Origin of the sequence: Cellulomonas sp. NTE-D12 (genome assembly GCF_027923705.1) — a bacterium.
GTDB lineage: Bacteria > Actinomycetota > Actinomycetes > Actinomycetales > Cellulomonadaceae > Cellulomonas.
Genome location: NZ_AP026442.1, coordinates 844,246 through 869,305, shown reverse-complemented (window position 1 = coordinate 869,305; position 25,060 = coordinate 844,246). Strand labels below are relative to the sequence as shown.

Here is a 25,060-nt window from a genome sequence, read left to right as displayed (position 1 = left end):
CGACGATCCTAGGTGGCGACGTACGACGCCCCGGCGTCCGGCCGCAGGTGGGCCGGACGCCGGGGCGTCGATGACAGGTGCCGGACGAGCGTCCGGCGAGCGTCAGACGAGGGCCGTGCGGGCCTCGGTGACGACGACGACGGACGCGGGAGCCGCGTTCGGCATGGTGAAGCTGTGCGGCTGGAGCCGCCACGTGAACGAGCCGAGCACCACGAGCACCGCGGTCACGATCCAGGCGACCTTCTTGTTCTGCTCGTAGCCGGCGAGCGGCAGGCCGTTCTTGTCCCGCGTCTTGCCCGCCAGCACCAGGATCAGGTCCACCAGGGCCCAGATGCCGAGGCCGCCGATGGTGATGAGCTTGAGGATGCCGGTGCCGACCTTGCCCAGGTAGAACCGGTCGATGCCGAGCACGCCGAGGAAGTACGCCAGCAGCCAGGTGGCGACGAACGACTTGGTCGACTCGGCCGCGTAGCCGTACGGCTGCTGGCCGTACGCCGGCTGGCCGTAGGCGGGCTGACCGTAGCCGGGCTGGCTGAAGCGCGGGTCGCCGTAGGTCGGAGGCTGCTGACCGTAGGCCGGAGGCTGGCCGTACGCGGGCTGCTGGCCGTAGGCCGGGGCCTGGCCGTACGCCGGCTGCTGGCCGTAGGCCGGCTGCTCGCCGTAGGCCGGGGGCTGGCCGTAGGCGGGCTGACCACCGGTCGGCGGCGTGTAGGGGGACGGGGACGCGGGAACCTGCTCGCCGTCGGGAGCGGTGTGGTCGTTGGACACGGCGCCACGCTAGTGGTGGGAAGGGCACCCTGATCAGGGTTTGCGCGGGCGATATCCGTCGTGTCCGCCGGTCGGGCGGCGCAGCTCGGCGCCAGTCGGTGCGGCGGGTCAGCCCCGGCGTCGCCCGCCGGTGACGAGCGACTGCAGCGCCACGATGCCGGCGAGCGTGCTGAGCGCCACGGGCAGCCCCGCCGCCGTCGCCACCGCACCCACCAGCAGCGGTCCGCCGGCGTCCCCCAGCTCGCGCCCCACCTCCGCCGAGCCCAGCGTGCGGCCCAGCGAGCCCTCGGGCGCGGACGCGGCGAGGCGGGCGAACGCGAGCGGCGTCACCAGGCCGATGCCGATGCCGACCAGCGCCGCCGAGGTGAACAGCGCCACCGGGTACCGCACCCAGGCCAGCAGCAGCACGCCGGCGGCGATCGTCAGCAGCCCGGTGACCGTGCCGGCCCGCTCCCCGAGCCGGCCGGCGTCGTGCCGCCGTCCGACCCACGGCTGGCTGACCGACGAGGCGACGGCGAGCACGGTGACGGCCACCATCGCGACGGCTGCCGACAGGCCGAGCTCCCGGCCCACCAGCGGGAGGAACCCGACCGCGACGCCGAGCGTGCCGGTGGTGACGGCGAGGGCCGCGGTGGGCTGGACGAAGCCGGGACGCGTCAGCTGGTGCACCAGGTCACGGAGCGTGGAACGCGGGCGCGGCGTCGGCGGCAGGGCCGGCAGCGCGACGGCTACCCACACCAGCACGGCCGCTGCCAGGGCGGTCAGCGCCAGGAAGAGGGCCGGCAGCCCGCCCACGGCGATCAGCCCGGCGCCGAGCACGGGTCCCAGCGCATAGCCGAGGCCCTTCCACGACCCGTAGGAGCCGAACGCACGACCGAGCGACCGGGAGCCACCGAGGCGGGCGACCCCGGCCGAGGACGCCGGGGAGAACGCCGACGCCGCCGCGCCCTGCAGCAGCCGCGCGACGGCGAGGCCGGTGATGCTGTGCCAGACGAACCCGAGCGCCGAGGCGGCGGCGAACAGTGCCAGGCCGCCGACGATCACCGGCTTCACGCCGATCCGGTCGCTCCACGTGCCGAAGACGGGCTTGAGCACCACCTCGGCCACGTCGTACAGCGCGAGCAGCACGCCGAGGGAGACGAAGGAGAGGCCGAGGTGCTGCGCCTGTGCGCCGAAGCCGGCCGCGATGCCGTGGGCGCCGAACGCCGTCGTGAAGCCGGCCGCCCACAGGGCCGGGACCGCCCCACGGCCCACGCCGGCACCCGCATCTGGTCCCCCGGCTGGCACGCGTCGGACGCTAGCAGCGCGGCACGTGCCTCACGGCCGCACCACCCAGCGCACCTGCAACGGCGCCAACCACACGTTGTCGTCGCTCTGCGGGTGGACCACGTCGCCGGTCAGCGCGTCGGGAGCGCCGTCGAGCCCCAGCTCCTTGAGCCGCCGTCCGGGGAACGGGCGCCAGCTGGTCGTCACGTTCACCAGCTCCAGGAGCGGCCCGAGCGGGTGCTCGCGCAGCACCGCCAGCACCCCGGGGTCGTCCACCTCGAGCACCTGCGCCGGCACCGACGCGTGCAGGTGCGGCAGCGAGGCCCGGGCGGAGGCGAGGTGGGCCAGCCCCTCGAACACACGCCGCTCCACGGCGCCCGCCTGGTGCCGCCGTGCCCGGGCGGCGGGGTCCAGACGAGGCCGCCCGGCCCACCGGTTGTCGTCGGCGTGCCCCGGTTCGAGGTCCCACGCGGGGTCGTTCGGCTGCCCCAGCTCGTCACCGGACCACAGCACCGGGATGCCGCCCCAGCCCATCACCACGGCGTGCGCCAGGAGCAGTCGCGCGACGGCCGCGTCGACGGCCTGCGCGTCCCCGCGCTCCCTCGCGTCCTCGAGCCCGACCAGGCTCGCCGCCGTTCCGCTGATCCGACGGTCACCCGTGGCGGGGTTGGCCTGGAACACCAGCCCGCGGGCCGGCGACTGCCAGAACCGCCCCGAGTACCAGTCGGACAGGAAGGCGCGGTGGGCGAACCCGGAGAGCCCGACGGCGGCCGCGTCGGCGTCGTCGATCGCCCAGCCGATGTCGTCGTGGCAGCGCACGTAGGTGATCCACGCGGTCGTGGTCGGCACCGGTGGGAGGGCGCGCAGCGCGTGCGCGGCCAGGCGCACGTCCTGCGCCGCGAGCATGGACCACACCTGCACCATCAGGCCGTTGTGGTAAGCCAGGTCGCTCACCCGGCCGTGGTGGGCGCCGCGGCCCAGGTAGTGCACCAGGTCAGCGGGACCGACGATCGCCTCGGCCTTGAACACCACCGCCGGGCAGGCGATGCGCGCCAGCGCACGCAGCGCCCGGGTCAGGGCGTGCACCTCCGGCTGGTTCTGGCACGAGGTGCCCAGCCGCTTCCAGGTGAACGCGATGGCGTCGAGGCGCAGCACGTCGACACCCTCGTCGGCCAGCGACAGCACCAGGTCGGCGTACTCGGCGAACACCTCCGGGTTGGCCCAGTTCACGTCCCACTGGAAGGTGTTGAACGTCGTCCACACCCACGCCGACAGCTCGTCGTCCCACGTGAAGCTGCCCGGCGCGAAGTCGGGGAACACCTCGGGCAGCGTGCGCTCGTAGGCGTCCGGCATCGTCCGGTCCTCGAACACGTAGAAGTAGTCGCGGTAGCGCTGCTCGCCGGCCCGGGCGCGCACCGCCCACTCGTGCTCGCGCGCGACGTGGTTGAGCACCAGGTCGAGCACCAGGCTGATGCCACGCTGGTGGAGGGCCGCGGCGAGCTCCCGCAGGTCGGCCATGGTGCCCAGGTCGGGCCGCAGCGAGCGGTAGTCCGCCACCGCGTACCCGCCGTCGTTGTCACCCTCTCGCGGGCGCAGCACGGGCATCAGGTGCAGGTAGGTCACGCCCAGCTCGGCGAGGTAGTCGATGTTCTCGCGCACGGCCCCCAGGTCGCCGGCGAAGCGGTCGGCGTAGCACGCGTACCCGATCATGCCGGGGGCCTGGAACCAGTCGGGACGCAGCGTGCGCTCCTCGTCCATCCGGCGCAGGTCCGGGTCCCGGCGCGCGGCCGCCGTGGCGGCCATGGTGACCAGCCGGAGGAGCAGCTGCTCACCGGGCGTGCCCGGGTACACCTCGGCGATCCCCGAGGCGAGGTCCGGCCACCACCGCTCCAGCCGCAGCTCGAACGTCTGCCGGAGGGCCGGGTCCGCGCCGGTCAGCGCCTGCCGGCCCGCGGCCCGGACCGCCTCGGGCACCGTCGGCCCGGTGGAGACGCGGCGCCCCGCGACCTCGCTGCGGCTGTCCATCGCGACCTCCGACCCTGCGGCACGGCGGCCCGCTGCCGGGTGGCGGCGCCCGTGACGTGCCCGACGTGACGCATCCTGCCGCCCTTCCGCACCGGGTGTGTACTGGACCGGCCAGCATCCCCGAGGAGGTCCCCATGTCGGAGTCTGCCGTCACCGGCACGCCGCACCGCGCGCTTCTCGTGGTCGACGTCCAGCCGACGTTCTGCGAGGGCGGCGCCCTGCCCGTCACGGGAGGGAACGCGACGGCTCAGGCCATCGCCGACTACGCCGCCGCCCACCGCGACCGGTACGCCCTGGTGGTCACCACGCAGGACTGGCACGTGAAGCCCGGCCACCACTTCTCGGAGACGCCCGACTTCGTCGACACCTGGCCGCCGCACGGCGTCGCGGGGACCGCCGAGGCGGAGCTGCACCCGGCGCTCGCCGGGCTGCACCCGGACGCCAGCGTGCGCAAGGGCGCCTACGCCGCCGCGTACTCGGGCTTCGAGGGGACCGACGAGGAGGGCCGGACGCTGGCGCGGATCCTGCGCGAGGGCCACATCACGGACGTGGACGTGGTGGGCATCGCGGAGTCGCACTGCGTGCGGGCCACCACCCTCGACGCCCTGGACCTGGGGCTGCGCGCGCGGCTGCTGACCGACCTGACCGTGCCCGTCACCCCCGAGCAGGGCGCGGCAGCGCGCGAGGAGATGGTCGCGGCCGGTGCGCAGCTGGTGACCAGCGCGCAGGCCTGAGCGACGCCTCCATCGGTCGGAGGAGGCCGTCCGTCACCGTGAACGGGCTGCGAGGGCCGCGGCGTAGAGGTCCCGACGGCCCACGCCGGCCGCGGCCGCGACGTCGGACACGGCGTCCTTGAGCCGCTCCCCGGCGTCGGACCGGGCGAGCACCTCGGCCACCAGCTCCGCGGTGGTGGCGACCGCGCGAGCCGGCGCCCCGCCGACGACGACCACGACCTCGCCGCGCACCTGACCCTCCGCGGCCCAGGCCGCGAGCGCGCCGAGGATGTCCCGCCGCACCTCCTCGTAGGTCTTGGTCAGCTCGCGGCACACCGCGGCCGGCCGGTCCGCACCGAACGCCTCCGCCATCGCGGCGAGCACCTCGGCCACGCGGTGCGGCGCCTCGAAGAACACCATCGTGCGACGCTCGTCGGCCAGCGCCGCCAGGGCGCGCGCCCGCTCCCCCGGCTTGCGCGGCGGGAAGCCCTCGAACGTGAACCGGTCGGTCGGCAGCCCGGACAGCGCCAGCGCCGTCAGCACCGCGCTCGGCCCGGGCGCGACGGTGACCGGCAGACCCGCGGCGACGGCGGCGTTCACCAGGCGGAAGCCGGGGTCGGACACCGACGGCATGCCCGCGTCCGAGACCATCAGCACCGTCCCGCCACCCGCCACCACCTCGAGCAGCTCGTCCGCGCGGCCCTGCTCGTTGTGCTCGTGGTGGCTGACCAGCCGGCCGCCGATGTGCACGCCGAGCCGCGCGGCCAGGTCGCGGGTCCGCCGGGTGTCCTCCGCGGCCACCACGTCCGCCTCCGCCAGCAGCCGGCGCAGGCGGGGTGACGCGTCCTCGCTGTTGCCGATCGGCGTGGCGGCGAGCACCAGAGCGCCGGTTCCGGCGTTCGGGCGGCGGCCGTCGGGATCGCTCACGCGCCCAGCCTCCCATGCTCAGCACCGGCCCCTACGATGACCGCGTGCCGACCACCGGACGTGACGAGGCGGGCACTCCCGCCCACGGGACCAGGGCGGTCATGCCCGACGACGCACCGGCGACGCCGCTGCCCGCGCACGAAGCGGGGGCGGCCGACGTCGCCGTGGTTGGTGCTGCCGCGCACCACGGACGGCACGCGTCCGACGCGACCGTCGACGAGACGGACGCCCCCGACGACGACGAGCCGACGCTCCTGCGCCTGCAGCGCCGGCTGTTCTCCGACGCGGCTCTGGCGCTCGACGCCACGCGCCGGGCACGGCTGCTCGGCTGGTTGCTGCCCCTCGCCGTCACGGCGTTCGGCGGCATCATCCGGTTCTGGCGTCTCGCCGTGCCGCACAACCTGGTGTTCGACGAGACGTACTACGTCAAAGAGGCGTACTCGATGCTGGTCCGCGGGTACGAGGCCTCGTGGGGCCAGGACCCGAACCCCCGCTTCGAGGCGGGCGACGTCTCGATGCTCCAGGTCGACCCCGAGTACGTGGTGCACCCCCCGGTCGGCAAGTGGATGATCGCGCTCGGCATCCAGCTGGGCGGTGGCGTGACCAGCTCGTTCGCCTGGCGGCTGTCGGTGGCGGTGTGCGGCACGCTGGCGATCCTGATGATCGCCCGGATCGGGCGGCGGCTGTTCGCGTCCACGGCCCTCGGCACGTTGGCCGGGCTGTTCCTCGCCGTCGACGGGCAGGCGATCGTGCACTCCCGGGTCAGCCTGCTGGACCCGTTCCTCATGTTCTTCTGCCTCGCGGCGTTCGGCTTCCTGCTGCTCGACCGGGACCAGGCCCGGCACCGGTTGGCCGAGCGGGCGGCGGCGGTGCTCGACTCGGGCGGCCAGCTCGGGGACGGGCCGGGGCTCGGCATCCGGTGGTGGCGGCTGGCCGCGGCGGTGTCCCTCGGCCTGGCGATCGGCACCAAGTGGTCCGGGATGTACTTCCTGGCGCTGTTCGGGTTGATGTCCGTCGCGTGGGACATGAGCGCGCGCCGGGCCGCGGGGGTGCGGCACTGGGTGCGGGCCGGCATCGTGCGCGACGGCGTGGTGGCCGGCTTCTCGATGGTGCTGATCTCGGCGGCGGTGTACCTGGCCAGCTGGACCGGCTGGTTCCTGTCGAAGGACGGCTGGGGCCGGCAGTGGGCCGCCGAGAACCCCGGTCAGGGGGTGCAGTGGCTGCCGGCCGCGCTGCGCAGCCTCTGGAAGTACCACCAGGACATGTGGCACTTCCACGTGACTCTCGAGACGCCGCACGCCTACCAGGCGAACCCGCTCGGCTGGATCGTGCAGTGGCGCGCCACGTCGTACTTCTACCCGACGGACATCTCGGGGCTGCAGGGGAACGCCGCCCTGCACGCGTGCGGTGCCAAGGCCTGCTCCCAGGCGATCACGGCGCTCGGCAACCCGCTGATCTGGTGGGGCGGGGCGGCCGCGGCGCTCGTCGCCGTCTTCTGGCTGATCCGGTTCCGGGACTGGCGGGCCGGGGCCGTGCTCTCCGGCATCGTCGCCGGCTGGTTCCCGTGGTTCATGTACATGCACCGCACGATCTTCACGTTCTACTCGGTGGCGTTCGTGCCGTGGGTGGTGCTGACGCTCGTGTACCTGCTCGGCCTGCTGATCGGACCGCAGACCCCCGGCGAGGAGCGCAGCAGGTCGCTCGCCATCGTGTGGGTGTCCGCGTTCGCCACGCTGGTGGTGGCGGTCGGCGCGTTCTTCTACCCGGTGTGGACGGCCTGGGTGATCCCCTACGACCAGTGGCACCTGCGGATGTGGCTGCAGAGCTGGGTGTAGCCGTCGGGCCGGCCGGGCCGGGCGCCGGGCGGGCCGGCTCGCCTCGCGTCAGCGCTGCCAGTCGACCTGCGGGGACGGGTACCAGCTGAGCCCCGCGGCGTCCCACCGGGCACCGAGCGCGGCCACCCGGGTGCGGAAGTCCTCCCAGTCGCGCCGGTCCGGTGCCGACCACGCCACCTCGGCCACCGCCGCGAGCCGCGGCAGCAGCATGGTGGTCAGGTCGTCCAACGTGCGCAGCGTCTCGGTCCACACCGCCGCCTCGACGCCCAGCACCGCCTCGGCGGGCAGCCCCGGCAGCAGCCTGGCGGGCTCCCAGTCGTAGGAGTCGCGCAGCTCCACGTGGCCGGCCCACTCGAGGCCCAGCGGGTAGCCGGGGTGGTACTTCATGTCGAGGTACGTCCGGTCCCCGGGCGACAGCAGCAGGCGGGCGCCGGCCGCGCCCGCGGCGACGAACGGTGCCGGATCGGCGTGCACGTCCCAGTACTGCACCACGGTGCCGGGCTCGAGCGGGGTGGTGGCGATCTCCTGCCAGCCGACCACCTGCTTGCCGGCAGCGCGGACGGCCGCGGCGGCGGTGCCGACCAGGGCGGCGTACTCGTCGGGCGCCATGCCCTGCACCTCGTCGCCCCCGATGTGGACGTACGGGCCGGGTGTCATGGCCGCGATGTCGCCGAACACGTCGTGCAGGAAGGCGTCGGTGGCGGGCAGGGCCTCAGTGAGGCGGCTGAAGCCGACGTCGATGCCGAGGTACTCGTCGGCCGGCCGGCCGGACGGGGAGAGCTCGCCGTAGGCGTGCAGCGCCGCGTTGACGTGCCCCGGCACGTCGAGCTCCGGGACGACGACGATGCCGCGGGCGGCGGCGTGCGCCACCAGACGGGCGTAGTCCTCGGCGGTGTAGTGGCCGCCCGGGTCGCCGCCGACCGAGGCGCCCGACGACCGGCGGACCAGCTCCGGCCGCGACGGCAGGTCGATGCGCCACGCCTGGTCGTCCGTGAGGTGCAGGTGCAGCACGTTGAGCTTGTGGTCGGCCATCAGGTCGATGACGACGTCGAGGTCGGCGACACGGACGAAGTGCCGGGCCACGTCGATGGAGAGGCCCCGCCAGGTGAACCGCGGGGAGTCGACGACCAGCACGGCCGGCAGGGTCCGGGCACCCCCGGACGTGCCGGTCAGCAGCTGGGCCAGGGTGGTGACGGCGTGGCCGAGGCCGGCCGGGGTGCGGGCGTCCATGTCCACCCCGTCGGCGTGGACATGCAGGCGGTACGCCTCGTCACCGGTGGGCAGCGTGTCGTCGGGCTCGCCCGCGGGGAGAGCCGGCGGCACCTCTTCCCCGCCGGCCGGACCCGTGCGCGGGTACCGCTCGTCGTCGGCCGGCCCGAGGAGACGGAGCCGGAACGCCGCCGCGTCGGGTGCGGCGGTGGCCTGCACCGACCCGCCGACCAGCGTGGCCAGGCGCTCCGCGGCCTGCCGGGCGGCGGGGTCAGGGGCCACGACGACGGTGCCGGAGACCACCACGAACGGCTGGTCGGACAGCTGCTGCAGCCGGAGCGGGCGGGGGACGACGGCGGGTCCGGTCACGTGCGGCACGCTACCGACGAGAGACGGTCGGCGTGCCGCAGCCGCGCGGTGGTGGAGGTCAGCCGCGGTGGGATGCGACGGGGGCGCTCGGGGTGGGCCCGCTCGTGGCGTGCGGGTCGGGGGTGGCCGGCGTGCCGCCGAGCAGCTCGATCGCGGTGTCGACCAGCCGCAGCGCGGCGGGCTGGTCGACGCGGACCACGGCCAGGGCCGCGACGACCAGACCCGTGAGCGTCTCGGCGAGAACCTCCTGGTGGGCGGCGCGGGCGTGTCCGTCGTCCACGTCAACCGGTCCTGAGCCCGGAGCGGCGGCGGCGCCGGTCGGCTCCGTGCGCTGCCCGCGCTGCCCGTCGGCGACATGCGCGGCGACGTGAGCCGCGACGTGCGCGGCGACGCCACGGCCGAACGCCGTGCGCAGCTCTGCGCGGTACCCCGCGATCACGTCGCGGACCGCGTCGTCGCGGCCGACCGGCGCGCCGGCGGCGTTGATCAGCAGGCACCCACTGGTCGACGGCAGGGAACCGGGCTGGGCGAGCGCTGCCCGCAGGCCCGTCAGGTAGGTGTCCATCGCCCCTGGTCCGACCTGGGCGGCCGTCAACGGACGGAGCCGCGGGCGCACCACCTCGTCGAGATAGCTGCTGACCGCGGCGTCGAACAGCCCGCGCTTGGAGCCGAAGGCGTGGTAGATGCTCGACCGGCTGAGGCCCGTGGCGGCCTCGAGGTCCGGCAGCGAGGCCAGCTCGTAGCCGTCCCGCCAGAAGACCGCACGGGCGGCGCGCACAACGGCAGCCGTCTCGAACGTCTGGGGACGTCCCATCCCTACCTCCCCGCGCCGGTGACGGACCCCACAGGGCCGCTGGCGATACCGAACCGATCGGTCCAGTATATTGTGTACCGATCGGTTCACAAACAACGGAAGCACGGAGGCGGTCGCCATGCTGGTCGTCGGGCTCGTCCTCTGCTCGCTCGCTGCCCTGGTGCACGTGTACGTCTTCGTGCTCGAGTCCCTCGTCTGGACCGGGCCGCGGGCCCGCGCCACGTTCGGCACCACGCCCGACGAGGCGGCCGCCACGCGGGCGCTCGCCTTCAACCAGGGCTTCTACAACCTGTTCCTGGTAGTCGAGATCGCGCTCGGCGTGGTGCTGGTCGCGGCCGGCCACAGCGCCGTGGGGGCGACGCTGGTGCTGGTCGGCGCCGGGTCGATGGTTGCCGCCGGGCTGGTGCTGCTGGCGTCCGACCGTTCCAAGGCCCGCGCCGCGCTCGTCCAGCTGATCCCGCCGCTGCTCGGGATCGTCGCGCTCGTGGTCGGCCTCGTCGCCTGACGCGTCTCCCTTCCCACCCCTGCTCCCACCGACCTTCGGAGGTCCCCATGTCCACGATCGTGTCCACCCAGGTGCAGCTGGTCGCCCGGCCCGTCGGCTGGCCGACCCCGGACGACTTCCGCACCGTCCAGGTCACCTACGGCGACCTCCAGCCGGGCCAGGTGCGGGTGCTCAACGAGTTCGTCTCCGTCGACCCGTACATGCGAGGCCGGATGAACGACGTGAAGAGCTACGCCCCGCCGTACGCCCTGGGCGAGACGATGACCGGCGGCGCGATCGGCCGGGTGATCGAGTCCGCGGACGAGCGGGTGCCGGTCGGGGCCGTCGTGCTGCACCAGCTCGGGTGGCGCGACGTGGCCCAGGACGCCGCCGGCGCCTTCCAGGTGGTGCCCGAGGTGCCCGGCGTGCCGCTGTCCGCGCGGCTGGGCATCCTCGGCATGACCGGCCTGACGGCGTACGTCGGGCTCACCGCCATCGCCGGGCTGACGGCCGGTGACACCGTCTTCGTGTCCGGCGCGGCGGGGGCCGTCGGCACCGCGGCGGGGCAGATCGCCCGGCTGCTCGGCGCCGGCCGTGTCATCGGGTCCGCGGGGTCGGCCGAGAAGGTCGAGCTGCTGACCAGCCGGTACGGGTACGACGCCGCGCTCTGCTACCGGGACGCACCCGTGCGCGAGCAGCTGCCCCGGCTGGCGCCGGACGGGGTCGACGTCTTCTTCGACAACGTCGGTGGCGACCACCTCGAGGCGGCGCTCGACGTGATGAACCCGGGCGGCCGTGTCGCGCTGTGCGGGGCGATCGCCGGTTACAACGCCACCGAGCGGACGCCGGGGCCGGACAACATGGCCAACCTCATCACCCGGGGGCTGACCCTGCGCGGCTTCACCATCGGTGGGTACCTCGACCGCGCGCCCGAGTTCTCGCGGCTGATGACCGGTTGGTTCGCCGAGGGCAAGATCGCGTACGACGAGACCGTCGTCGACGGCATCGAGCACGCGGTGGACGCGCTGCTGGCGATGATGCGCGGTGAGAACACCGGCAAGATGCTGGTCCGCATCGGCCGCTGAGCCGGCCGTCCCGCGGCTTCGGGCCGAGTGAGGCCTCGCGCCCGGCCGGGCGAGGCCTCACTCCCCGCCGGGTGGCGGCTCGCTCCCAGCTCGGTGGGAATAGCCCCTGGTCGGCGACGGGTTGGGCCTGGCGTGAACGAACCCCTGACGATCGACATCTGGTCCGACGTCGCCTGCCCGTGGTGCTACATCGGCAAGCGGCACCTCGAGCAGGGGCTGGCCGCCCTCGGCGCCGATGCGCCTGACGTGCGGATCGAGTACCACTCCTTCGAGCTCGCGCCCGATACCCCGGTGGACTTCGCCGGGTCGGAGGTCGACTTCCTCGTCGGGGCCAAGGGTCTGCCGCGCCAGCAGGTGCTCGCGATGCTGGACCGGGTGACCGGCGTGGCGGCGGAGGCCGGGCTCACCTACGACTTCGACCGGCTGCAGCACACCAAGACGCTCAAGGCGCACGAGCTGCTGCACTTCGCCAAGGCGCACGGCCTGCAGCTGGAGCTCGAGGAGCGACTGTTCCGGGCGTACTTCACCGAGGGCGTGCACGTGGGTCGGCTCGACGAGCTGGTCCGGCTGGCCGAAGAGGCCGGGCTGGACGGGTCCGCGGCCCGGGAGGCGCTGGAGTCCGGTCGGTACGCCGACGACGTCCAGGAGGACATCGACCGCGCTCGGCAGCTCGGGATCACCGGCGTGCCCTTCTTCGTGCTCGACGGGAAGTACGGGGTGTCCGGCGCCCAGCCCGCCGAGGTGTTCGCGCAGGCGTTGAGCCAGGTCGCGGCGGAGCGCGCGGCGTGAGCGGCGGGTCGGAGCTGCGCGGCGCGGCCACCGAGCCCTCGGCTTCGTCGCTGCTCGGCAGCCGCGCCGGGCTCGTGATGATCGAGACGGACGGGCCGGCGTTGGTGTGTGCCGACGGTGTCTGCGCGCCCGCCGATCCCGGAGTGCCTGTCGCTGCGGCGGTCCAGGCCCCGGCCGACGAGCTGTCGGACTTGGCTCACTAGCTGCGCCGCGCCGTTCGCGGGCGTGCCGATGGGGACGACTCAGCGCCTCACGAGAACCGTGGCGCGGTGACCTGCCGCCGCGGCCAGGGCCGTGCCCGAAGCGTCGCGCGTGGCACCACGTCAGAACGATGGTGTGTCGGGGTAGCCGGCGGTGTGGCCGCCGGGTGGTCCGCCCTTGCCAGGTGGTGAGTCGATGCTGGGTGGTTGGTCGATGCCGGGTGGTTGGTCGATGCCGGGTGGTTGATCGATGCCGGGTGGTCGTGCCGCTCCGGGTGCGGGTGGTGGCCACAGGGTGGTGGCGGGGTGGGTGGCGTAGTGCCGCCCGGTGGGCGAGTGCCAGTCCAGGGTGCCGTCGGGATGGTGGGTGATCCGCCAGCCGGCCTGGTGCTTGAGGCGGTGGTGCTTGCGGCACAGGCACGCCAGATTGGTCAGGTCGGTGGCGCCGGCGTGCGCCCAGGCGGTGGAGTGGTCGATGTCGCAGCGTGCGGCGCGGCGCCGGCAACCGGGGAACCGGCACGTGGCGTCGCGCGGCTGCACGGCGCGGCGCAGGTCGGCCGGGACGGTGTACTGCTGGCGGCCCACGGACAGCACGGCCCCGGTCTCGGGGTGGGTCAGCACCCGGGTGAACGTCGGAGCGTTCGCGCACAGCGCCCGGGCGGTGTCGATGTCGACGGGTCCGAACCCGTCCAGCTCGGCCGGCTCGTCACCGTGGCCGAGCAGGGTCAGCACCGGCACGGTGAGCACCACCTGCGGCACGATCGCCCGTACCCACGACGGCACGCTCGTGCCGGTGGGCACCTCGCACGCGCGGTCGACCCCACCTGACGCGCCGCGAGCCTCCTCGGTCGCGCCCGCAGCCACCACCTCACCGGCCGTGCCGGCGTCCGGGACCTCACTGGCCCCGTCGGCATGAGGAGGCCCCGCGTGCCCGACGTGGTCGCCGGAGTGCGCGGCTGCCGCGAGGTCACCGTCGCTGGGCCTGCGGTCGGGGGTGCAGGGGGCCAGAAGCAGGTCGCACAGGACGTCGGCGCGGAGCTGGGGCAGCGTGCGGCTCTCGTCCGGGCCGGTCACGGCCGCGGCCAGGTCGTCGATGCGGTGCAGCACCCCCATCGCGGCGGCGGCCGGCAGCAGGGCGGTCAACCAGCACAGGTCCTCGTCGGCGGGGCTGACGTCGACGAACCGGTCACCGGCCACCCGGGCGCGCTCCTCACGTGTGCGCGGTGCATGCCGGGCCCGCCACCGGTGAGCGGCCGCCCGCAGCTGCGGGGCCGTCACCTCGATGGCCCGGCCGGCCAACGCCGCATCCGCCGCAGCGAGGACCTCGCGGTCCTCGACCCCGTGGAACACGTCCAGCACGGCGCCGACGTGAGCGCCGGACAGCTGCCGGCCAGGTGCGCGGCGTGCAACCGGGGAAACGCGGCCAGCACCGTGATCCGGGTCAGCCGGCGCGCCAACGTGCCCTCCGGGACGTGCAAGGAGGCGGCCAGCTCGGCCAGCATCCCCCGCGCACCCCACTCCCGCCGCCGGACCGCGTCCCGCTCCCCGCAACGGGCCGCCAGCTCGCCCGCCCCCCACAGGTACGTCGCCGCCAACCTGTCGTCGAACCGGGCCGCAGCCGCCGTCACGTCTCGCGCCCGATCCACCAGCGTTGCCAGCTCGAGGCCGAGTGGGTCGGACCACTCGTCGACCAGCAGGTCCCCGGACAGGAAGCCGACGGTCGCCGTCATCGACGGCCGGTCCCCGCCCACCGTCCGAGCACCGGCGCCGCTCGCCACCGCGTCCATCGGGCCCGGCAGCGGCAATGGCAGCGGCAATGGCGCGACGTCACGTCCGCGTCCCACCGCCAGCAGCTCCATGACCCCATCCCACCACCGACCACTGACACGACCGGACGCCGAGAAGTAGGCCCTGACCTGCACGGACATCCACAAGCGACGTACCTGTGGACGGCTCAGCTTGCCATCGCAGCACTCGTCGCCCTGGCATCCGTCAGGCGGCGAGCCCTCGCGACCGTGACGTGCCTGCCCCACCACAGCCGACCCCACGGACCATCGCTCGACAGGCGGAGCGGGCCACCCTGACCTAATTTCGAGGCCGAGGAGCACGCCCCTCACGACCCCCTAGGAGACGACAGTGACTGCGACCGGCATCATCAGCGCGATCATCATCGGACTGATCATCGGAGCCCTCGGCCGCCTTCTTGTCCGCGGCCGTCAGCACATCTCGATCCTCGTGACGATCCTCGTCGGCATCGTCGCTGCCCTGATCGGCAGCTGGATCGCTTCCCTCCTGCACGTCAACAACACGCCGGGCATCGACTGGATCGAGCTGCTGATCCAGGTGGTGCTCGCCGCGATCGGCGTCTCGCTGGTCTCGGGTGGCGCCGGTCGCCGTCGCATCTGACGGCCCGCACCCACCGCACAGCACCCGGGCCGAGCCCGGACCACGACGGCGGCTGCCTCTCTGGGGCAGCCGCCGTCGTGCTGCAGCCGGCGACGCTGCGCTCGGCGACGCCGGCGTCCGCGCCCCGCGTCTCCGCTCGCGGACCCGCCGCCGTATCTACCGAGGCACCCCTTGCTCCTGACCGATCGAGCACCACGGCGACGGACAGGGGATTCCGCGATGGACGAGCTCGACCTCGAGAACCTGCGGGTGGACGTGACCGACCAGGACATCTCCACGGCCCGCTCCCTCTGGGTCGCCGCACGTGACGGCGACGCCGACGACGCACGCGTCGCCCTCCTGTTCCAGGACCTGTTCCGCCTGATCAGCGCCCAGGCGCAGCAGATCGCCGACGACTTCCGAGCCGCGCACTGACCACGGCCGCCGCCCGGCCCGCTGGCCGCCGGACGGCACGGCACGGCACGAGCCCGACCAGCACTCCCCCGCCGCTCACAGCGGCACCACAGCCGTCCGACAGCGCGGCGTCGGCGTCCGGGCGCATCGTCGTCGTCGTGACCACAGCGACCCTCCCCCCGACCGCCGCCGTCGAGCGGACCGCCGTCGAGCGGACCGGGTTCCGCCGCGCGCTGCACGTCCCCGGCGTCACGCTCGTCTCGCTCGCCAGCGCCGTCGCCCTGGTCCCGTGGATCGCCCACCTGGCCCGGTCCCTGCCCGCGAGCTACGTGCTGACCGGCTGGAGCAGCGCGTGGGTCGGCTTCGACGTCGTCCTCACCGTCGTGCTCGCCGCCACCGGCCTGCTCGCGCGCCGTCGCGACCCCTTGTGGCCGGCCGCGGCGTTCGCCTCCGCCGCCCTGCTGGTCGCGGACGCCTGGTTCGACGTGATGACGTCCGGCACCGGCGGTCTGCTGGTCCCCGTGCTGACGGCCGCGCTGCTCGAGCTGCCGCTCGCGGCGCTCCTGATCCACCACGCCGTCCGTGCCACGCGGGCGGCCGCAGCCCGGCTGCCGGGCGCCACGTCCCAGGAGGAGGCCGCCACCGAGGGCTGACGAGAGCGCGAGCGGACCGGGGAGGGCCGGCACCGCCGCACGCACGGAGGGGCCCGCCGGACCTGCGCCCGGCGGGCCCCTCGTCGTGCACACCCCTCAGCCGCGAGCGCCCTCCACGCCCGGCAGCACCGCGGTGTGCTCGGCTCGCACGGCCTGCAGCGCGTCCGGGTCGAGCCCGAGCAGCGTGAGGATGGTCGGCGCGATCTGCGTCGTCTCCACCGGTGCGCTGCTGCTCCCGTGGCGCGTCGCGGTCCCGGACACGACCAGCGGCACGTGCCGGTCCTGCGCGTCGGCGCCACCGTGCTCGGCGATCTTGCCCTTGCCGCCGGTGTAGACGACGCCGTGCTGCACGATGCCGACGACGTCCGGGTGGTTCGCCTCGGAGACCGCGACCCCGTAGAACGCCGCGGCGTCGGCACCGGCGTAGACGGAGGTCAGACCGGACGACGAGACCGTCCGCGCGGCACCCGTGATCGTGTTCCCCGCCGCGGTGTGGCTGGTCAGGTACGCCTTGACGAAGTCCGTCGCGGCGGCCGACCGGTCGGACAGCCACAGCTGCATGATGTCGTCGTCGGTCGAGAAGACCACCAGGTCACCGGCACCGGGGTGCGCCGCCGTCCACGCGGCGTTGATGCCGTCGATGATCGGCCCGTCCGGCACGCGGGTCAGCGCCGCCGGGTCGGTGGGCGACTGCCCGTGCTTGGCGGACAGGATCACCGTGGTGCTGCCCTTCAGCCCCTGCCGGTCGATCTCGTGCGTGAACGACCCGACCGACGCGTCGACGAAGTCGAGCGCCTTGCTCAGCAGCGGCCCGGGCGTCACGCCGTCGGCGAGGTAGCCACCGGCCAGCCCGTCGGACTTCGGCAGCTTCTGCGCCGTCGACACCGACTGGAAGTTCATGCCGAAGACGGCGGGCGCGCCGACCTTCGTCGTGCGGGCGTGGTCGTAGCCGTCGATCTCGTTGAGCACGGCCTGCACCTTGTAGCCGTCGTACTGCTGCGTCGCGGCGTTGTCCTTGGTCCAGTCGGCACCGGCGGCGTAGCCGGTGGCGTCGCTGTTGATCTCGGGCGTGAACAGGTCGTCGATCCCCTTGCCGGACGGGCCGGACAGGATCTCGTACGCCGGGTGCTTGTCCGACCAGGCGGTCCGCAGCCCCGCCTGCTTGGCCACCTCGAACACCGTGTTCACCTTGAGGTACTGGTGCGGGTACACCGGCGCGCAGGTCGTCGGGTCCACCGGCAGCGTCGCCGGGTCGAGCAGCGTGGCGGGCGTGCCCGTCATCGACAGGATGCTGCCCGGCAGGCCGGACAGGCCCTGACCGGCGTCGAGGGCGCTCTGGTTGCGGTCCGCGGCCTCGGTGTACGAGACCTCCGCGCCCGGCGCCACGCCGGTGCAGCTGGTGGTGCCCGCGGGCAGCAGCGCCCGGTTCCAGGTGTCGTCGTAGTACACGCCGGTGGTCTTCGGGTTGCCGCCCGTCACCTGGCCGACCATGCCGGGGAAGGAGTCCGACGGCACCGGCGTGCTGGCCTGGGTGTAGCTGGTCCCGGTGTGCACCAGGCGGGCGAGCGCCGACCCGGGGTGCTGCCGCACGTACCAGTCCAGGTCGCTCTGGTGCAGCCCGTCCACGCTGAGCAGCAGCACGTGCTGCTGCGGCGCACGGCCACCGCGGGTCGGTTCCGCGCTGGCGGCGGAGGCGCTGACCACGAGCGCCACCACCGCGAGCGCGGCGGCCCCGCCGATCGTCGTCCGGTTCATCCCTGCTCCATCCCTCGAAGGACGTACGGCCGCGCAGGCCGCACCGGCACAGCGAATGCCGAGCGGGAGACGAACAGGTGAGCGGCAGCCGAACGTCCGACGAACGGAACCTGTGGACGTGCCTCAGTGCGGGCGTCGCGGCGCAGGCCGGCCGACCGCGAACCAGGCCACGGCGCCGACCACGCTGCCGAGCACCAGCAGCACCAGCCAGACGGACCGGGGGAACGTGGCGACGTCACGTTCCGGCGTGCGGCTGAAGTCGACCAGCGCGTAGACCCAGAACGCGAGCGCGGCGAGCACCACCAACGTCGGCAACCACGAACCGGTCACCCGTCCATGCTAGGAGCGCGGCCGCGTCCCCCGACCGTGGGTCTGCCGATCCCCGGATGGCCGAGGCCCTGGTGCGTCGGGCGCTGCGCACGGACCGTGGTGCCGCTCGCCGCAACCGGCGGACGAGCAGGAAGGCACCATGTCCCTGACCGCACCCACCCCGCAGCAGCTGCCCGGCGGCATCTACCGTGCCGGCGACCTCGAGCTGACCCGCGTCGGCTACGGCGCCATGCAGCTCCCCGGCCCCGGGGTCGTCGGCCCGCCGCGGGACCGCGCGGAGGCGCTCGCCGTGCTCCGCACCGCCGTCGAGCTCGGTATCCGTCACATCGACACGGCCGACTTCTACGGTCCGCGCGTGGCCAACGAGCTGATCCGCGAGGCGCTGTCGCCCTACCCCGACGACCTGCACATCGTCACCAAGGTCGGGGCCGTGCGCGACGACCAGGGCGGATGGATCCTGGCCCGCACGCCGGAGGACCTCCGCGCCCAGGTCCACGACAACCTCCGGCACCTGGGCCTCGACGTGCTGGACGTGGTCAACGTGCGAGTCGGCATCCCGGAGAGCACCCAGGCGGGCTCGATCGCCGAGCAGGTGGAGGCGATGGCCGGGCTGGTGCAGCAGGGCCTGGTCCGTCACGTCGGGCTGAGCAACGTCACCGCCGAGCAGCTCGCGCAGGCCCAGGAGATCGTCCCGGTGGTGTGCGTCCAGAACCTCTACAACCTTGCGCAGCGCCAGGACGACGCGCTGGTCGACCTGACCGCAGACCAGGGCATCGCCTTCGTGCCGTTCTTCCCGCTGGGCGGCTTCACGCCGCTGCAGTCCACCGCGCTGCAGGAGGTGGCCACGCGGCTGGAGGCGACCCCCATGGCCGTCGCTCTCGCCTGGCTGCTGCAGCGCTCGCCCAACGTCCTGCTGATCCCCGGCACCTCGACGGTGGCGCACCTGCGCGAGAACGTAGCGGCCGCGGGCCTGCAGCTGCCGGCCGACGAGCTGGCGGTGCTCGACGGCATCGCCGGCTGACGGTCCGAGTGGCGGTGTCGGAGCCTGCTGGCAGGCTGGCGCGCATGAGCGCCGTCGAGACCGCCGTCGACCTGGAGCACAAGCTCTCCCTGATCACCGACCTCTGGTCGCCCAAGGTCGTCGCCCGCATGAACGACGACGAGGTCAAGCTGGTCAAGATGCACGGCGAGTTCGTCTGGCACCGGCACGACGAGACGGACGAGCTGTTCCTGGTGCTGCGCGGGCACCTGCGGATCCAGCTCCGCGACGGTGGGGTGGAGCTCGGGCCCGGTCAGCTGTACGTGGTGCCCCGGGGGGTCGAGCACTGCCCGGTGGCCGACGAGGAGACCCACGCCCTGCTGCTCGAGCCGCGCGGCGTGGTGAACACCGGCGACGCCGGAGGTGAGCTGACCGCTCCGTACGACGACTCGTTGCTGTGACTGCCGGGCAGCGCGACCGGGACGACCGGTCAGCGCCGCACCCGCCGGCGCAGGGGCCGGCCGCTGCGGTCGAACAGCACGCCGTGCGGCAGCATCCAGCCGCGCCACCTCGAGATCAGCACGCCGACGGCAGCCACCACGGTCGCGGCCACGAGCCCCACCACCGGACGGCCCAACCCCTGGACCCCGACCATCACCGCGGACCCCACCAGCGCCCACGTCGCGTAGAGCGTGTTCCCGCCGAAGATCGCCGGCACGCGGGACACCGCGATGTCCCGGATCGCACCGCCGCCGACGGCCGTGACCGTGCCGAGCAGGATCGCCGGGAGCCAGCTCAGGCCGCTCAGCAGCGTCTTCTGCGCACCTACCGCCGACCATGCGCCCAGCGCCAGCGCGTCGACCACCGGGAACACCCGGTCCCAGGTGCGTCCCTCGAACCGGACGGCGAAGGCGACGCCCGCCGCCACCAGGGCCGTCACCAGGTACGAGTAGTCGGTCAGCGCGACCGGCGGCCCCTTCTGCAGCAGCACGTCGCGCAGCAGACCGCCGCCGAGCCCGGACAGGATGGCCAGCACGGCGAACCCCACCGGGTCCAGGTTGTGCCGCCGCGCGACGGCCCCGCCGAGCAGCGCGTTGGCCGCCACACCGAGCAGGTCGACAGCCCGCAGCACCTCTGCGATCGTCCCGGCGCCCGTCACGGACCACACGGTAGCCGCCGCTGCGGACGCTACCGTCGTGCGCATGGGCCCCGAACCGAAGCCGCCGCCGTGCTCCTGGTGCCACTGGCCGGTCCGTCTGGTCCCCGCGCCGCCGGGCACCCCGGAGGCGACACCCGCCGCCCCGGACGCGGAGGCACGTCAGACCGCGTCCGCGGCCGCCGACGACGACGACACCACCGCACCCGAGCCGCCGCGCGTGCGCCAGTGCACCAACCCCTGGTGCCCCACACGCCGAGCCGGCTTCGGCGTCGCTCCCTGAGCCAGCAGCGCGGCACACGCCGCCAGACGCGCAGACGGCGCGCTGCACTCGAGCACCCCGACTGACAGCGAGCAAGGAGGGCTTGAGCCTCCCGCAGGGGGAGACCGCAAGGTAGGGGCATGGACGGCGACAGGCTCCACTCCATCGGCGAGCTCGCCCGGCGGTCCGGTCTCACGGTCAAGACGGTGCGGTTCTACTCCGACCGCGGCATCGTGCCACCGACGGACCGCAGCGCCGCCGGCTACCGCCGGTACGACGACGGCGCCGTCGCGCGCCTGGACCTCGTGCGGACGCTGCGCGAGCTGGGCCTGGACCTGCCCACCATCCACGAGGTCGTCGACCGCAAGCTCTCCCTGGCCGAGGTGGCCGCGGCGCACGCCGAGGCGCTGGCGGTGCAGGTCCGCGTGCTGCGGCTGCGGCAGGCGGTGCTGAGCGTGGTGGCGGAGCGGGGGCTGGGTCCGGAGGACGCCGCGGTGCTGCAGCAGCTGGTCCGCCTCTCCGAGGCGGAGCGCCGAGACCTGGTCGGCGGCTTCCTCGACGCCGTCTTCGGCGGTCTGGGTTCCGACCCCGTCTTCGCGGGAGTCAGGCGCTCGATGACCCCCGGCCTGCCGGACGATCCCGACGTCGAGCAGGCTCGCGCGTGGGTCGAGCTGGCCGAGCTGGCGCTGGACCCGGGCTTCCGCGCCGGCCTGCGACGCATGGCGGAGGAGCTGGCGGCGGACCGGGCGCTCACGGGTACTACGGTCCCGCGCCGCGACGCGGCGGCGGTCGCGCGCGACCTGGTCCGCCCGGCCCTCGCAACCGGCATCGACCCGACCTCGGCAGGTGCGGACCCGATCGTCGCGGCGCTCGCGGCGCAGTACGCGCAGGTCTGCGGCCGTGCGAACGACGCGGACCTGCGCGATCGGCTGCTGCATCGGCTGGAGACCGTCAACGACCCGCGCAGGGACCGGTACGTCGAGCTCCTCGCCGTCGTCAACGGCTGGCCGGCTCCGGAGGCCCTGGCCCCTGCGCTCGACTGGTCCGTCGCGGCGCTGCGTGCCCGGGCGGAGCGGTCAGTGGTGACGGACGGTTCGGGATGCGGCCGAGCACCTCTGCGGGACGATCCGCCGGTGAACGACACGGTCGTGCACCGTGCCGACGACCGCACGTGCACGCTCGGAGCAGGGCCGCCTGAACGCAGAGGACCCCGCCTGACCGTCAGCTTGTCGCTGGTCAGACGGGGTTCCGCGTCGGGGTGGAGCTGAGGGGATTCGAACCCCTGACCTTCTCATTGCGAACGAGACGCGCTACCAACTGCGCCACAGCCCCTTGAAGCGGGCTACAGATTAGCACCCACCGCGCGGCGGACGAACACCGCCGCAGGGGTGCGCCGCCGAGCCCGGGGAGCTCAGTTCCGCGGGCTCACTCCCCCGCTGCGCGCCGCTTCGCCAGCACCGCGTTGAGGTCGATGCTGCCGGTCGTCTGCACCGGCGCCACGGGGGTGCGGATCTCCCCGTCGTCCGCCGTCGAGGCAGTCCCAGCGACTGCAGGCGCAGGCGCGTCCGCCGGGCGTACGGCGGTCGACGCCTCGACGTCGCCGAGCGCCACCGGCTCCCGGCGCGGGGCCGCGGGCTTCATCGTGTAGGTCGGTCGCGGCACCGGGATGGGCTGCCACCGGTCGTCGGACGCGTCCGTGGTCTCCGACGCGGGCTCCGGCTCGACCGTGGGCACGGCACCGGTCGCGTGCCGCACCGACCGGCCCCGCTCCCCGCGGTCCTCCACGATCGTGGAGAACATCTGGGTCGAGGTGTCCGACGGGTGCACCGCACGTCCGGTGACCGCAGGCTGCTCGGCGGTGCTGCGGGCGGTCCGGGCCGGCGCGGCGGGCGCAGCGGCCGCAGTCACGGCCTGCGCACCCGTCGTCGCACCCGCTCGGCGCGCCGCGGCGACTGCCCTGGTCGCCCCGCTGTGGGGCGCGGACGCGCGTCGCTCCTGCTCGGCGATCTGCCCGGCGAGCTCGGCATCGGCACGCCGACCGGACACCACGGCGCGGCGACCGAGTCCCAGCACGCCGGCCAGCAGCACGGTCGGCACCGCACCGGCCAGCAGGCCGACCGAGGGCACCAGCGCGACGACGCCCCACCCCGCTGCGGTGGCGACGACGAGGACGCCGGCCAGCACGGCACGGCGCCGAGCTGCCGCGGCACGACGCGCGGCGGCGGCGGTCCTCGCGGCGCGCGCCTGGGCGGCGCGGCGGGCGGCGTCGGCGGTGGTGCGCTCCGGCGTGGCGTGCGGTCGGTCCACGGTGCTGCCTCCAGTCCCTGCGCCGGCGACCAGCGCCGGGGTGCCCTTGCCCGGGGTCAGCAACCCCGTCGTGCCTGCGTGCCCGGTGCCTGGTGCAGACGCCCGCGCGGTGCGCAGCACCCGGGTCGACCTGCGGTCGTCGGCCCCTGCGTCCCCGGCGGTCACCGCGACCACGCGGAGCGCCTCGGAGTACCGGTCGTCCACCCGCGACTCGAGCAGCTGCTGACGGTGCCGCAGCTTGCCCGGCACCAGGTACGCCACCCACAGGCCCACCAGCGCGAGCGCCACCGGGCCTGCGAGATCGTTCACGTCTAGACGGTAGGGGGCCCTCGCGTGACGGCCGGGCACGCGGGCGGCGTGTCGGCGCCAGGTCGGTGCCCGTGTCGGGGCCCGCGTCGGGGCCAGTCAGCGCGGGTGCGCCGCCTGGTAGCGGCGCCAGCGCCCCAGCAGCCCGTCGGGCACCTCCTCCACCGTCAGGGCGAACGTGCGGTGGTCGGCCCACGAGCCGCGGATGTGCAGGTACCGCTTGCGCAGGCCCTCGTCGCGCAGGCCCAGCTTCTCGACCACGCGCAGCGACGGCCCGTTCTCGGGCCGGATGTTCACCTCGACGCGGTGCAGGCCCAGCTCGGTGAAGCAGTGGTCGGTGGCCAGCGCGACGGCGGTCGGCGTGATCCCCCGACCGGCGACGTGCTCGGACACCCAGTAGCCGATGGCCGCCGAGCGCAGGGAGCCGTAGATGATCGACGAGACCGTCAGCTGCCCCACCAGCTCACCGGCGTAGTCGACCGCGAACGGCAGCGCCGACCCCTCCCGTGCCTGTGCGGACAGCGACCGGACGAACTGCCCGAACGTCGGCCGCGGTCCCTGGACCGGCACGGGGCTGGTCGCGTCCCACGGTTCGAGCCAGCCGGCGTTCACCGCGCGCAGGTTCATCCAGGCCCGCTGGTCGGAACGCCGCATCGGCCGCAGCCGCACGTCGCCCTCGGTCAGCACGGCCGGCCACCCCGGTGCCATCAACCCTCCAGGACCATGCAGTGCACCACCTGTCCGCGGTGCACGACGACGTCCGCCTCCGGCACCACGGCCAGGGCGTTCGCCTGCGCCAGACCGAGGATCGACGGAGCCGCCGGATCACCCAGCGGCGTGGCACGGTACCCCTCCTCCGGGGCGCCGAGCACGGTGGCCGGCACGAACTGGCGCAGCCCGGGGGGCGACGTCCACCCCGTGTCGACGGCGGCGGCGACCGACGGACGGAACACCTCGGTGTGCCCCGCCATCTGCCGCAGCGCCGGCCGGACGAACACCTCGAACGCCACCTGCGCCGCCACGGGGTGACCCGGCAGCGCGAACAGCGGGATCGACCGGTCGCGCCCTAGCTCACCGCCCACCGACCCGAAGGCGTGCCGCGGGCCCGGCGTCATGGCCACGTGGTCCAGCCGGACGCCGCCGAGCGTGGCCAGCACGTCCTTGACCGGGTCGTGCACCAGCTCGGACAGCCCGCCGGCGATCAGCACCAGGTCGGCACGGACCAGCTGGTCCTCGAGCGCCTCGCGCAGGAGCGCGCGGTCGTCCGGCAGCACCCCGACGCGGACGGCGTGCGCGCCGGCGTCCCGCACCGCGGCCTCCAGCCCGTGCCCGTCGGCCTCGAACACGCGGCCGTCCCCGGCCGACGTCGGTGCCGGCCCCTTGGTCGGCGGCTCGACCAGCTCGTCCCCCACCGCCAGCAGCACCACGCGGGGCGTCGGGTGCACCCGCAGCCGGCCGCGTCCCATCGCCGCGGCGAGCGCCAGCTGCCGCGCACCGAGCCGCGTGCCCGCTCGCAGCACCACCTGGCCGGCCGGCACGTCGGCCCCCGTCAGCCGCACGTGCTGCCCGGGCCGCACGCCACCCGCCAGCTGCACGGTCGCGGTGCCCCGGTCGGACGCCTCGACGGGCACCACCGCATCGGCTCCCCACGGCAGCGGCGCGCCGGACGCGACCCGTATCGCCTGCCCCTGGACGTGCCGCAGCCCCGGCACGGACGCCGCCCGCAGGTCCACCGCCACGGGCAGCGCCGACCCGCCGGGGGCCACGTCGGCGGCTGCCACCGCGTACCCGTCGAGCGCCGCCACCGCCACGGGCGGCACGGACACCGTCGCCGCGACGTCCTCGGCGAGGATGGCGCCCATCGCGTCGTGCAGCACCACGTCGAGCGGGGCGACCGGTCCCACCGCGGACATCACGGCAGCCAGCTGGTCCTGGACCGATCTCATGCGGGGCATTCTGCCCCGCGTCCGACCTCGCCCCGGTGCCCACCGCCGGTACCGCAGGTGATCGACGGCTGGGACGCCGCGCG

Annotated in this window: 27 protein-coding genes and 1 tRNA gene; 13 read left to right on the top strand and 15 right to left on the bottom strand. The window is 74.5% G+C overall.

Going from position 1 to position 25,060, the window contains the following annotated elements; all coding sequences use genetic code 11:
• Positions 1-102: 102 nt before the first annotated feature.
• From QMF98_RS04040 to QMF98_RS04030, 3 genes are all read right to left on the bottom strand, one after another.
• Entirely contained in the window at positions 103-768 is a 666-nt protein-coding gene (locus tag QMF98_RS04040; RefSeq protein WP_337974787.1) for a TM2 domain-containing protein, read from the bottom strand.
• A gap of 108 nt (positions 769-876) precedes the next feature.
• Entirely contained in the window at positions 877-2,055 is a 1,179-nt protein-coding gene (locus QMF98_RS04035) for an MFS transporter (protein ID WP_337974786.1), read from the bottom strand.
• A gap of 30 nt (positions 2,056-2,085) precedes the next feature.
• Complete coding sequence (locus QMF98_RS04030) at positions 2,086-4,059, bottom strand: alpha-amylase family protein (protein WP_337974785.1); 1,974 nt, start codon at positions 4,057-4,059, stop codon at positions 2,086-2,088.
• A 134-nt stretch (positions 4,060-4,193) separates the two neighbouring features.
• On the opposite strand from QMF98_RS04030, the gene QMF98_RS04025 reads away from it, so the two are divergent.
• Complete coding sequence (locus QMF98_RS04025) at positions 4,194-4,793, top strand: isochorismatase family protein (RefSeq protein WP_337974784.1); 600 nt, start codon at positions 4,194-4,196, stop codon at positions 4,791-4,793.
• Positions 4,794-4,826: 33 nt separating this feature from the next.
• Here the strand turns inward: QMF98_RS04025 and rsmI are convergent, their stop codons facing one another.
• The gene (gene rsmI, locus QMF98_RS04020) at positions 4,827-5,699 is read right to left on the bottom strand and encodes a 16S rRNA (cytidine(1402)-2'-O)-methyltransferase (RefSeq protein ID WP_337974783.1); all 873 of its coding nucleotides are present in this window, start codon (positions 5,697-5,699) and stop codon (positions 4,827-4,829) included.
• A gap of 44 nt (positions 5,700-5,743) precedes the next feature.
• Here rsmI and QMF98_RS04015 point away from each other — a divergent pair, with 44 nt between their 5' ends.
• Positions 5,744-7,534 (top strand): dolichyl-phosphate-mannose--protein mannosyltransferase, encoded by a 1,791-nt coding sequence (locus tag QMF98_RS04015; protein WP_337974782.1) that lies wholly within the window; start codon positions 5,744-5,746, stop codon positions 7,532-7,534.
• Positions 7,535-7,582: 48 nt separating this feature from the next.
• Here the strand turns inward: QMF98_RS04015 and QMF98_RS04010 are convergent, their stop codons facing one another.
• Together QMF98_RS04010 and QMF98_RS04005 are read right to left on the bottom strand one after the other, a co-directional pair.
• A complete protein-coding gene (locus tag QMF98_RS04010; RefSeq protein WP_337974781.1) occupies positions 7,583-9,112 on the bottom strand; it encodes a beta-N-acetylhexosaminidase in 1,530 nt (509 codons plus the stop codon).
• A 58-nt stretch (positions 9,113-9,170) separates the two neighbouring features.
• Positions 9,171-9,926 (bottom strand): TetR/AcrR family transcriptional regulator, encoded by a 756-nt coding sequence (locus tag QMF98_RS04005; RefSeq protein ID WP_337974780.1) that lies wholly within the window; start codon positions 9,924-9,926, stop codon positions 9,171-9,173.
• Positions 9,927-10,044: 118 nt separating this feature from the next.
• Between QMF98_RS04005 and QMF98_RS04000 the strand changes: the two genes are divergently transcribed.
• The 4 genes from QMF98_RS04000 to QMF98_RS03985 all read left to right on the top strand — a co-directional run bounded on the left by QMF98_RS04000 (position 10,045) and on the right by QMF98_RS03985 (position 12,487).
• Positions 10,045-10,431 (top strand): DUF1304 domain-containing protein, encoded by a 387-nt coding sequence (locus tag QMF98_RS04000; protein ID WP_337974779.1) that lies wholly within the window; start codon positions 10,045-10,047, stop codon positions 10,429-10,431.
• Positions 10,432-10,478: 47 nt separating this feature from the next.
• Positions 10,479-11,495, top strand: a complete 1,017-nt coding sequence (locus QMF98_RS03995; RefSeq protein ID WP_337974778.1) for an NADP-dependent oxidoreductase — start codon at positions 10,479-10,481, stop codon at positions 11,493-11,495.
• Between the two features lie 132 nt (positions 11,496-11,627).
• Positions 11,628-12,284: a DsbA family oxidoreductase gene (locus tag QMF98_RS03990; protein ID WP_337974777.1), complete on the top strand. Its 657-nt coding sequence runs from the start codon at positions 11,628-11,630 to the stop codon at positions 12,282-12,284.
• Positions 12,281-12,487, top strand: coding sequence for a hypothetical protein (locus tag QMF98_RS03985; RefSeq protein ID WP_337974776.1), 207 nt, complete (start codon positions 12,281-12,283; stop codon positions 12,485-12,487). The genes QMF98_RS03990 and QMF98_RS03985 overlap by 4 nt, the downstream gene beginning before the upstream one ends.
• A gap of 120 nt (positions 12,488-12,607) precedes the next feature.
• Here QMF98_RS03985 and QMF98_RS03980 read toward each other — a convergent pair whose 3' ends face one another.
• The gene (locus QMF98_RS03980; RefSeq protein ID WP_337974775.1) at positions 12,608-13,843 is read right to left on the bottom strand and encodes an HNH endonuclease signature motif containing protein; all 1,236 of its coding nucleotides are present in this window, start codon (positions 13,841-13,843) and stop codon (positions 12,608-12,610) included.
• On the bottom strand, positions 13,759-14,343 hold the full coding sequence (locus tag QMF98_RS03975; protein ID WP_337974774.1) for a hypothetical protein: 585 nt from the start codon (positions 14,341-14,343) through the stop codon (positions 13,759-13,761). Before QMF98_RS03975 ends, QMF98_RS03980 begins: the two co-directional genes overlap by 85 nt.
• A gap of 277 nt (positions 14,344-14,620) precedes the next feature.
• On the opposite strand from QMF98_RS03975, the gene QMF98_RS03970 reads away from it, so the two are divergent.
• The 3 genes from QMF98_RS03970 (at position 14,621) to QMF98_RS03960 (ending at position 15,936) form a co-directional block, all read left to right on the top strand.
• The gene (locus QMF98_RS03970; protein ID WP_263731830.1) at positions 14,621-14,890 is read left to right on the top strand and encodes a GlsB/YeaQ/YmgE family stress response membrane protein; all 270 of its coding nucleotides are present in this window, start codon (positions 14,621-14,623) and stop codon (positions 14,888-14,890) included.
• A gap of 219 nt (positions 14,891-15,109) precedes the next feature.
• Positions 15,110-15,304, top strand: coding sequence for a hypothetical protein (locus QMF98_RS03965; protein ID WP_337974773.1), 195 nt, complete (start codon positions 15,110-15,112; stop codon positions 15,302-15,304).
• 137 nt (positions 15,305-15,441) lie between these two features.
• The gene (locus QMF98_RS03960) at positions 15,442-15,936 is read left to right on the top strand and encodes a hypothetical protein (protein ID WP_337974772.1); all 495 of its coding nucleotides are present in this window, start codon (positions 15,442-15,444) and stop codon (positions 15,934-15,936) included.
• A 96-nt stretch (positions 15,937-16,032) separates the two neighbouring features.
• Here the strand turns inward: QMF98_RS03960 and QMF98_RS03955 are convergent, their stop codons facing one another.
• Together QMF98_RS03955 and QMF98_RS03950 are read right to left on the bottom strand one after the other, a co-directional pair.
• Positions 16,033-17,691, bottom strand: a complete 1,659-nt coding sequence (locus tag QMF98_RS03955) for an alkaline phosphatase family protein (protein ID WP_337974771.1) — start codon at positions 17,689-17,691, stop codon at positions 16,033-16,035.
• Between the two features lie 123 nt (positions 17,692-17,814).
• Complete coding sequence (locus tag QMF98_RS03950) at positions 17,815-18,021, bottom strand: PLDc N-terminal domain-containing protein (RefSeq protein WP_337974770.1); 207 nt, start codon at positions 18,019-18,021, stop codon at positions 17,815-17,817.
• A gap of 139 nt (positions 18,022-18,160) precedes the next feature.
• On the opposite strand from QMF98_RS03950, the gene QMF98_RS03945 reads away from it, so the two are divergent.
• Together QMF98_RS03945 and QMF98_RS03940 are read left to right on the top strand one after the other, a co-directional pair.
• Positions 18,161-19,042, top strand: a complete 882-nt coding sequence (locus QMF98_RS03945; protein ID WP_337974769.1) for an oxidoreductase — start codon at positions 18,161-18,163, stop codon at positions 19,040-19,042.
• Positions 19,043-19,086: 44 nt separating this feature from the next.
• Complete coding sequence (locus tag QMF98_RS03940) at positions 19,087-19,461, top strand: cupin domain-containing protein (protein ID WP_337974768.1); 375 nt, start codon at positions 19,087-19,089, stop codon at positions 19,459-19,461.
• 29 nt (positions 19,462-19,490) lie between these two features.
• Here the strand turns inward: QMF98_RS03940 and QMF98_RS03935 are convergent, their stop codons facing one another.
• Positions 19,491-20,159 (bottom strand): trimeric intracellular cation channel family protein, encoded by a 669-nt coding sequence (locus QMF98_RS03935; protein WP_337974767.1) that lies wholly within the window; start codon positions 20,157-20,159, stop codon positions 19,491-19,493.
• 43 nt (positions 20,160-20,202) lie between these two features.
• Here QMF98_RS03935 and QMF98_RS03930 point away from each other — a divergent pair, with 43 nt between their 5' ends.
• Both QMF98_RS03930 and QMF98_RS03925 read left to right on the top strand, forming a co-directional pair.
• Positions 20,203-20,439: a hypothetical protein gene (locus QMF98_RS03930; protein WP_337974766.1), complete on the top strand. Its 237-nt coding sequence runs from the start codon at positions 20,203-20,205 to the stop codon at positions 20,437-20,439.
• 119 nt (positions 20,440-20,558) lie between these two features.
• Positions 20,559-21,686 (top strand): MerR family transcriptional regulator, encoded by a 1,128-nt coding sequence (locus tag QMF98_RS03925; protein WP_337974765.1) that lies wholly within the window; start codon positions 20,559-20,561, stop codon positions 21,684-21,686.
• Here QMF98_RS03925 and QMF98_RS03920 read toward each other — a convergent pair.
• The 4 genes from QMF98_RS03920 to QMF98_RS03905 form a co-directional block, all read right to left on the bottom strand.
• Positions 21,678-21,750, bottom strand: a tRNA-Ala gene (locus QMF98_RS03920). The genes QMF98_RS03925 and QMF98_RS03920 overlap by 9 nt on opposite strands.
• 93 nt (positions 21,751-21,843) lie before the next feature.
• The gene (locus tag QMF98_RS03915) at positions 21,844-23,034 is read right to left on the bottom strand and encodes a hypothetical protein (RefSeq protein ID WP_337974764.1); all 1,191 of its coding nucleotides are present in this window, start codon (positions 23,032-23,034) and stop codon (positions 21,844-21,846) included.
• 96 nt (positions 23,035-23,130) lie between these two features.
• Complete coding sequence (locus QMF98_RS03910; protein WP_337974763.1) at positions 23,131-23,739, bottom strand: GNAT family N-acetyltransferase; 609 nt, start codon at positions 23,737-23,739, stop codon at positions 23,131-23,133.
• A complete protein-coding gene (locus tag QMF98_RS03905) occupies positions 23,739-24,977 on the bottom strand; it encodes a molybdopterin molybdotransferase MoeA (RefSeq protein ID WP_337974762.1) in 1,239 nt (412 codons plus the stop codon). Before QMF98_RS03905 ends, QMF98_RS03910 begins: the two co-directional genes overlap by 1 nt.
• Between the last annotated feature and the right edge of the window lie 83 nt (positions 24,978-25,060).

What these genes read in the sequence shown, in the direction of transcription:
- QMF98_RS04030 (WP_337974785.1), bottom strand. Translation starts at nt 4,059, where the DNA reads ATGGACAGCCGCAGCGAGGTCGCGGGGCGCCGCGTCTCCACCGGGCCG.
- QMF98_RS04025 (WP_337974784.1), top strand. Translation starts at nt 4,194, where the DNA reads ATGTCGGAGTCTGCCGTCACCGGCACGCCGCACCGCGCGCTTCTCGTG.
- QMF98_RS04005 (WP_337974780.1), bottom strand. Translation starts at nt 9,926, where the DNA reads ATGGGACGTCCCCAGACGTTCGAGACGGCTGCCGTTGTGCGCGCCGCC.
- QMF98_RS04000 (WP_337974779.1), top strand. Translation starts at nt 10,045, where the DNA reads ATGCTGGTCGTCGGGCTCGTCCTCTGCTCGCTCGCTGCCCTGGTGCAC.
- QMF98_RS03995 (WP_337974778.1), top strand. Translation starts at nt 10,479, where the DNA reads ATGTCCACGATCGTGTCCACCCAGGTGCAGCTGGTCGCCCGGCCCGTC.
- QMF98_RS03975 (WP_337974774.1), bottom strand. Translation starts at nt 14,343, where the DNA reads ATGGAGCTGCTGGCGGTGGGACGCGGACGTGACGTCGCGCCATTGCCG.
- QMF98_RS03965 (WP_337974773.1), top strand. Translation starts at nt 15,110, where the DNA reads ATGGACGAGCTCGACCTCGAGAACCTGCGGGTGGACGTGACCGACCAG.
- QMF98_RS03955 (WP_337974771.1), bottom strand. Translation starts at nt 17,691, where the DNA reads ATGAACCGGACGACGATCGGCGGGGCCGCCGCGCTCGCGGTGGTGGCG.
- QMF98_RS03945 (WP_337974769.1), top strand. Translation starts at nt 18,161, where the DNA reads ATGTCCCTGACCGCACCCACCCCGCAGCAGCTGCCCGGCGGCATCTAC.
- QMF98_RS03940 (WP_337974768.1), top strand. Translation starts at nt 19,087, where the DNA reads ATGAGCGCCGTCGAGACCGCCGTCGACCTGGAGCACAAGCTCTCCCTG.
- QMF98_RS03930 (WP_337974766.1), top strand. Translation starts at nt 20,203, where the DNA reads ATGGGCCCCGAACCGAAGCCGCCGCCGTGCTCCTGGTGCCACTGGCCG.
- QMF98_RS03925 (WP_337974765.1), top strand. Translation starts at nt 20,559, where the DNA reads ATGGACGGCGACAGGCTCCACTCCATCGGCGAGCTCGCCCGGCGGTCC.
- QMF98_RS03910 (WP_337974763.1), bottom strand. Translation starts at nt 23,739, where the DNA reads ATGGCACCGGGGTGGCCGGCCGTGCTGACCGAGGGCGACGTGCGGCTG.
- QMF98_RS03905 (WP_337974762.1), bottom strand. Translation starts at nt 24,977, where the DNA reads ATGAGATCGGTCCAGGACCAGCTGGCTGCCGTGATGTCCGCGGTGGGA.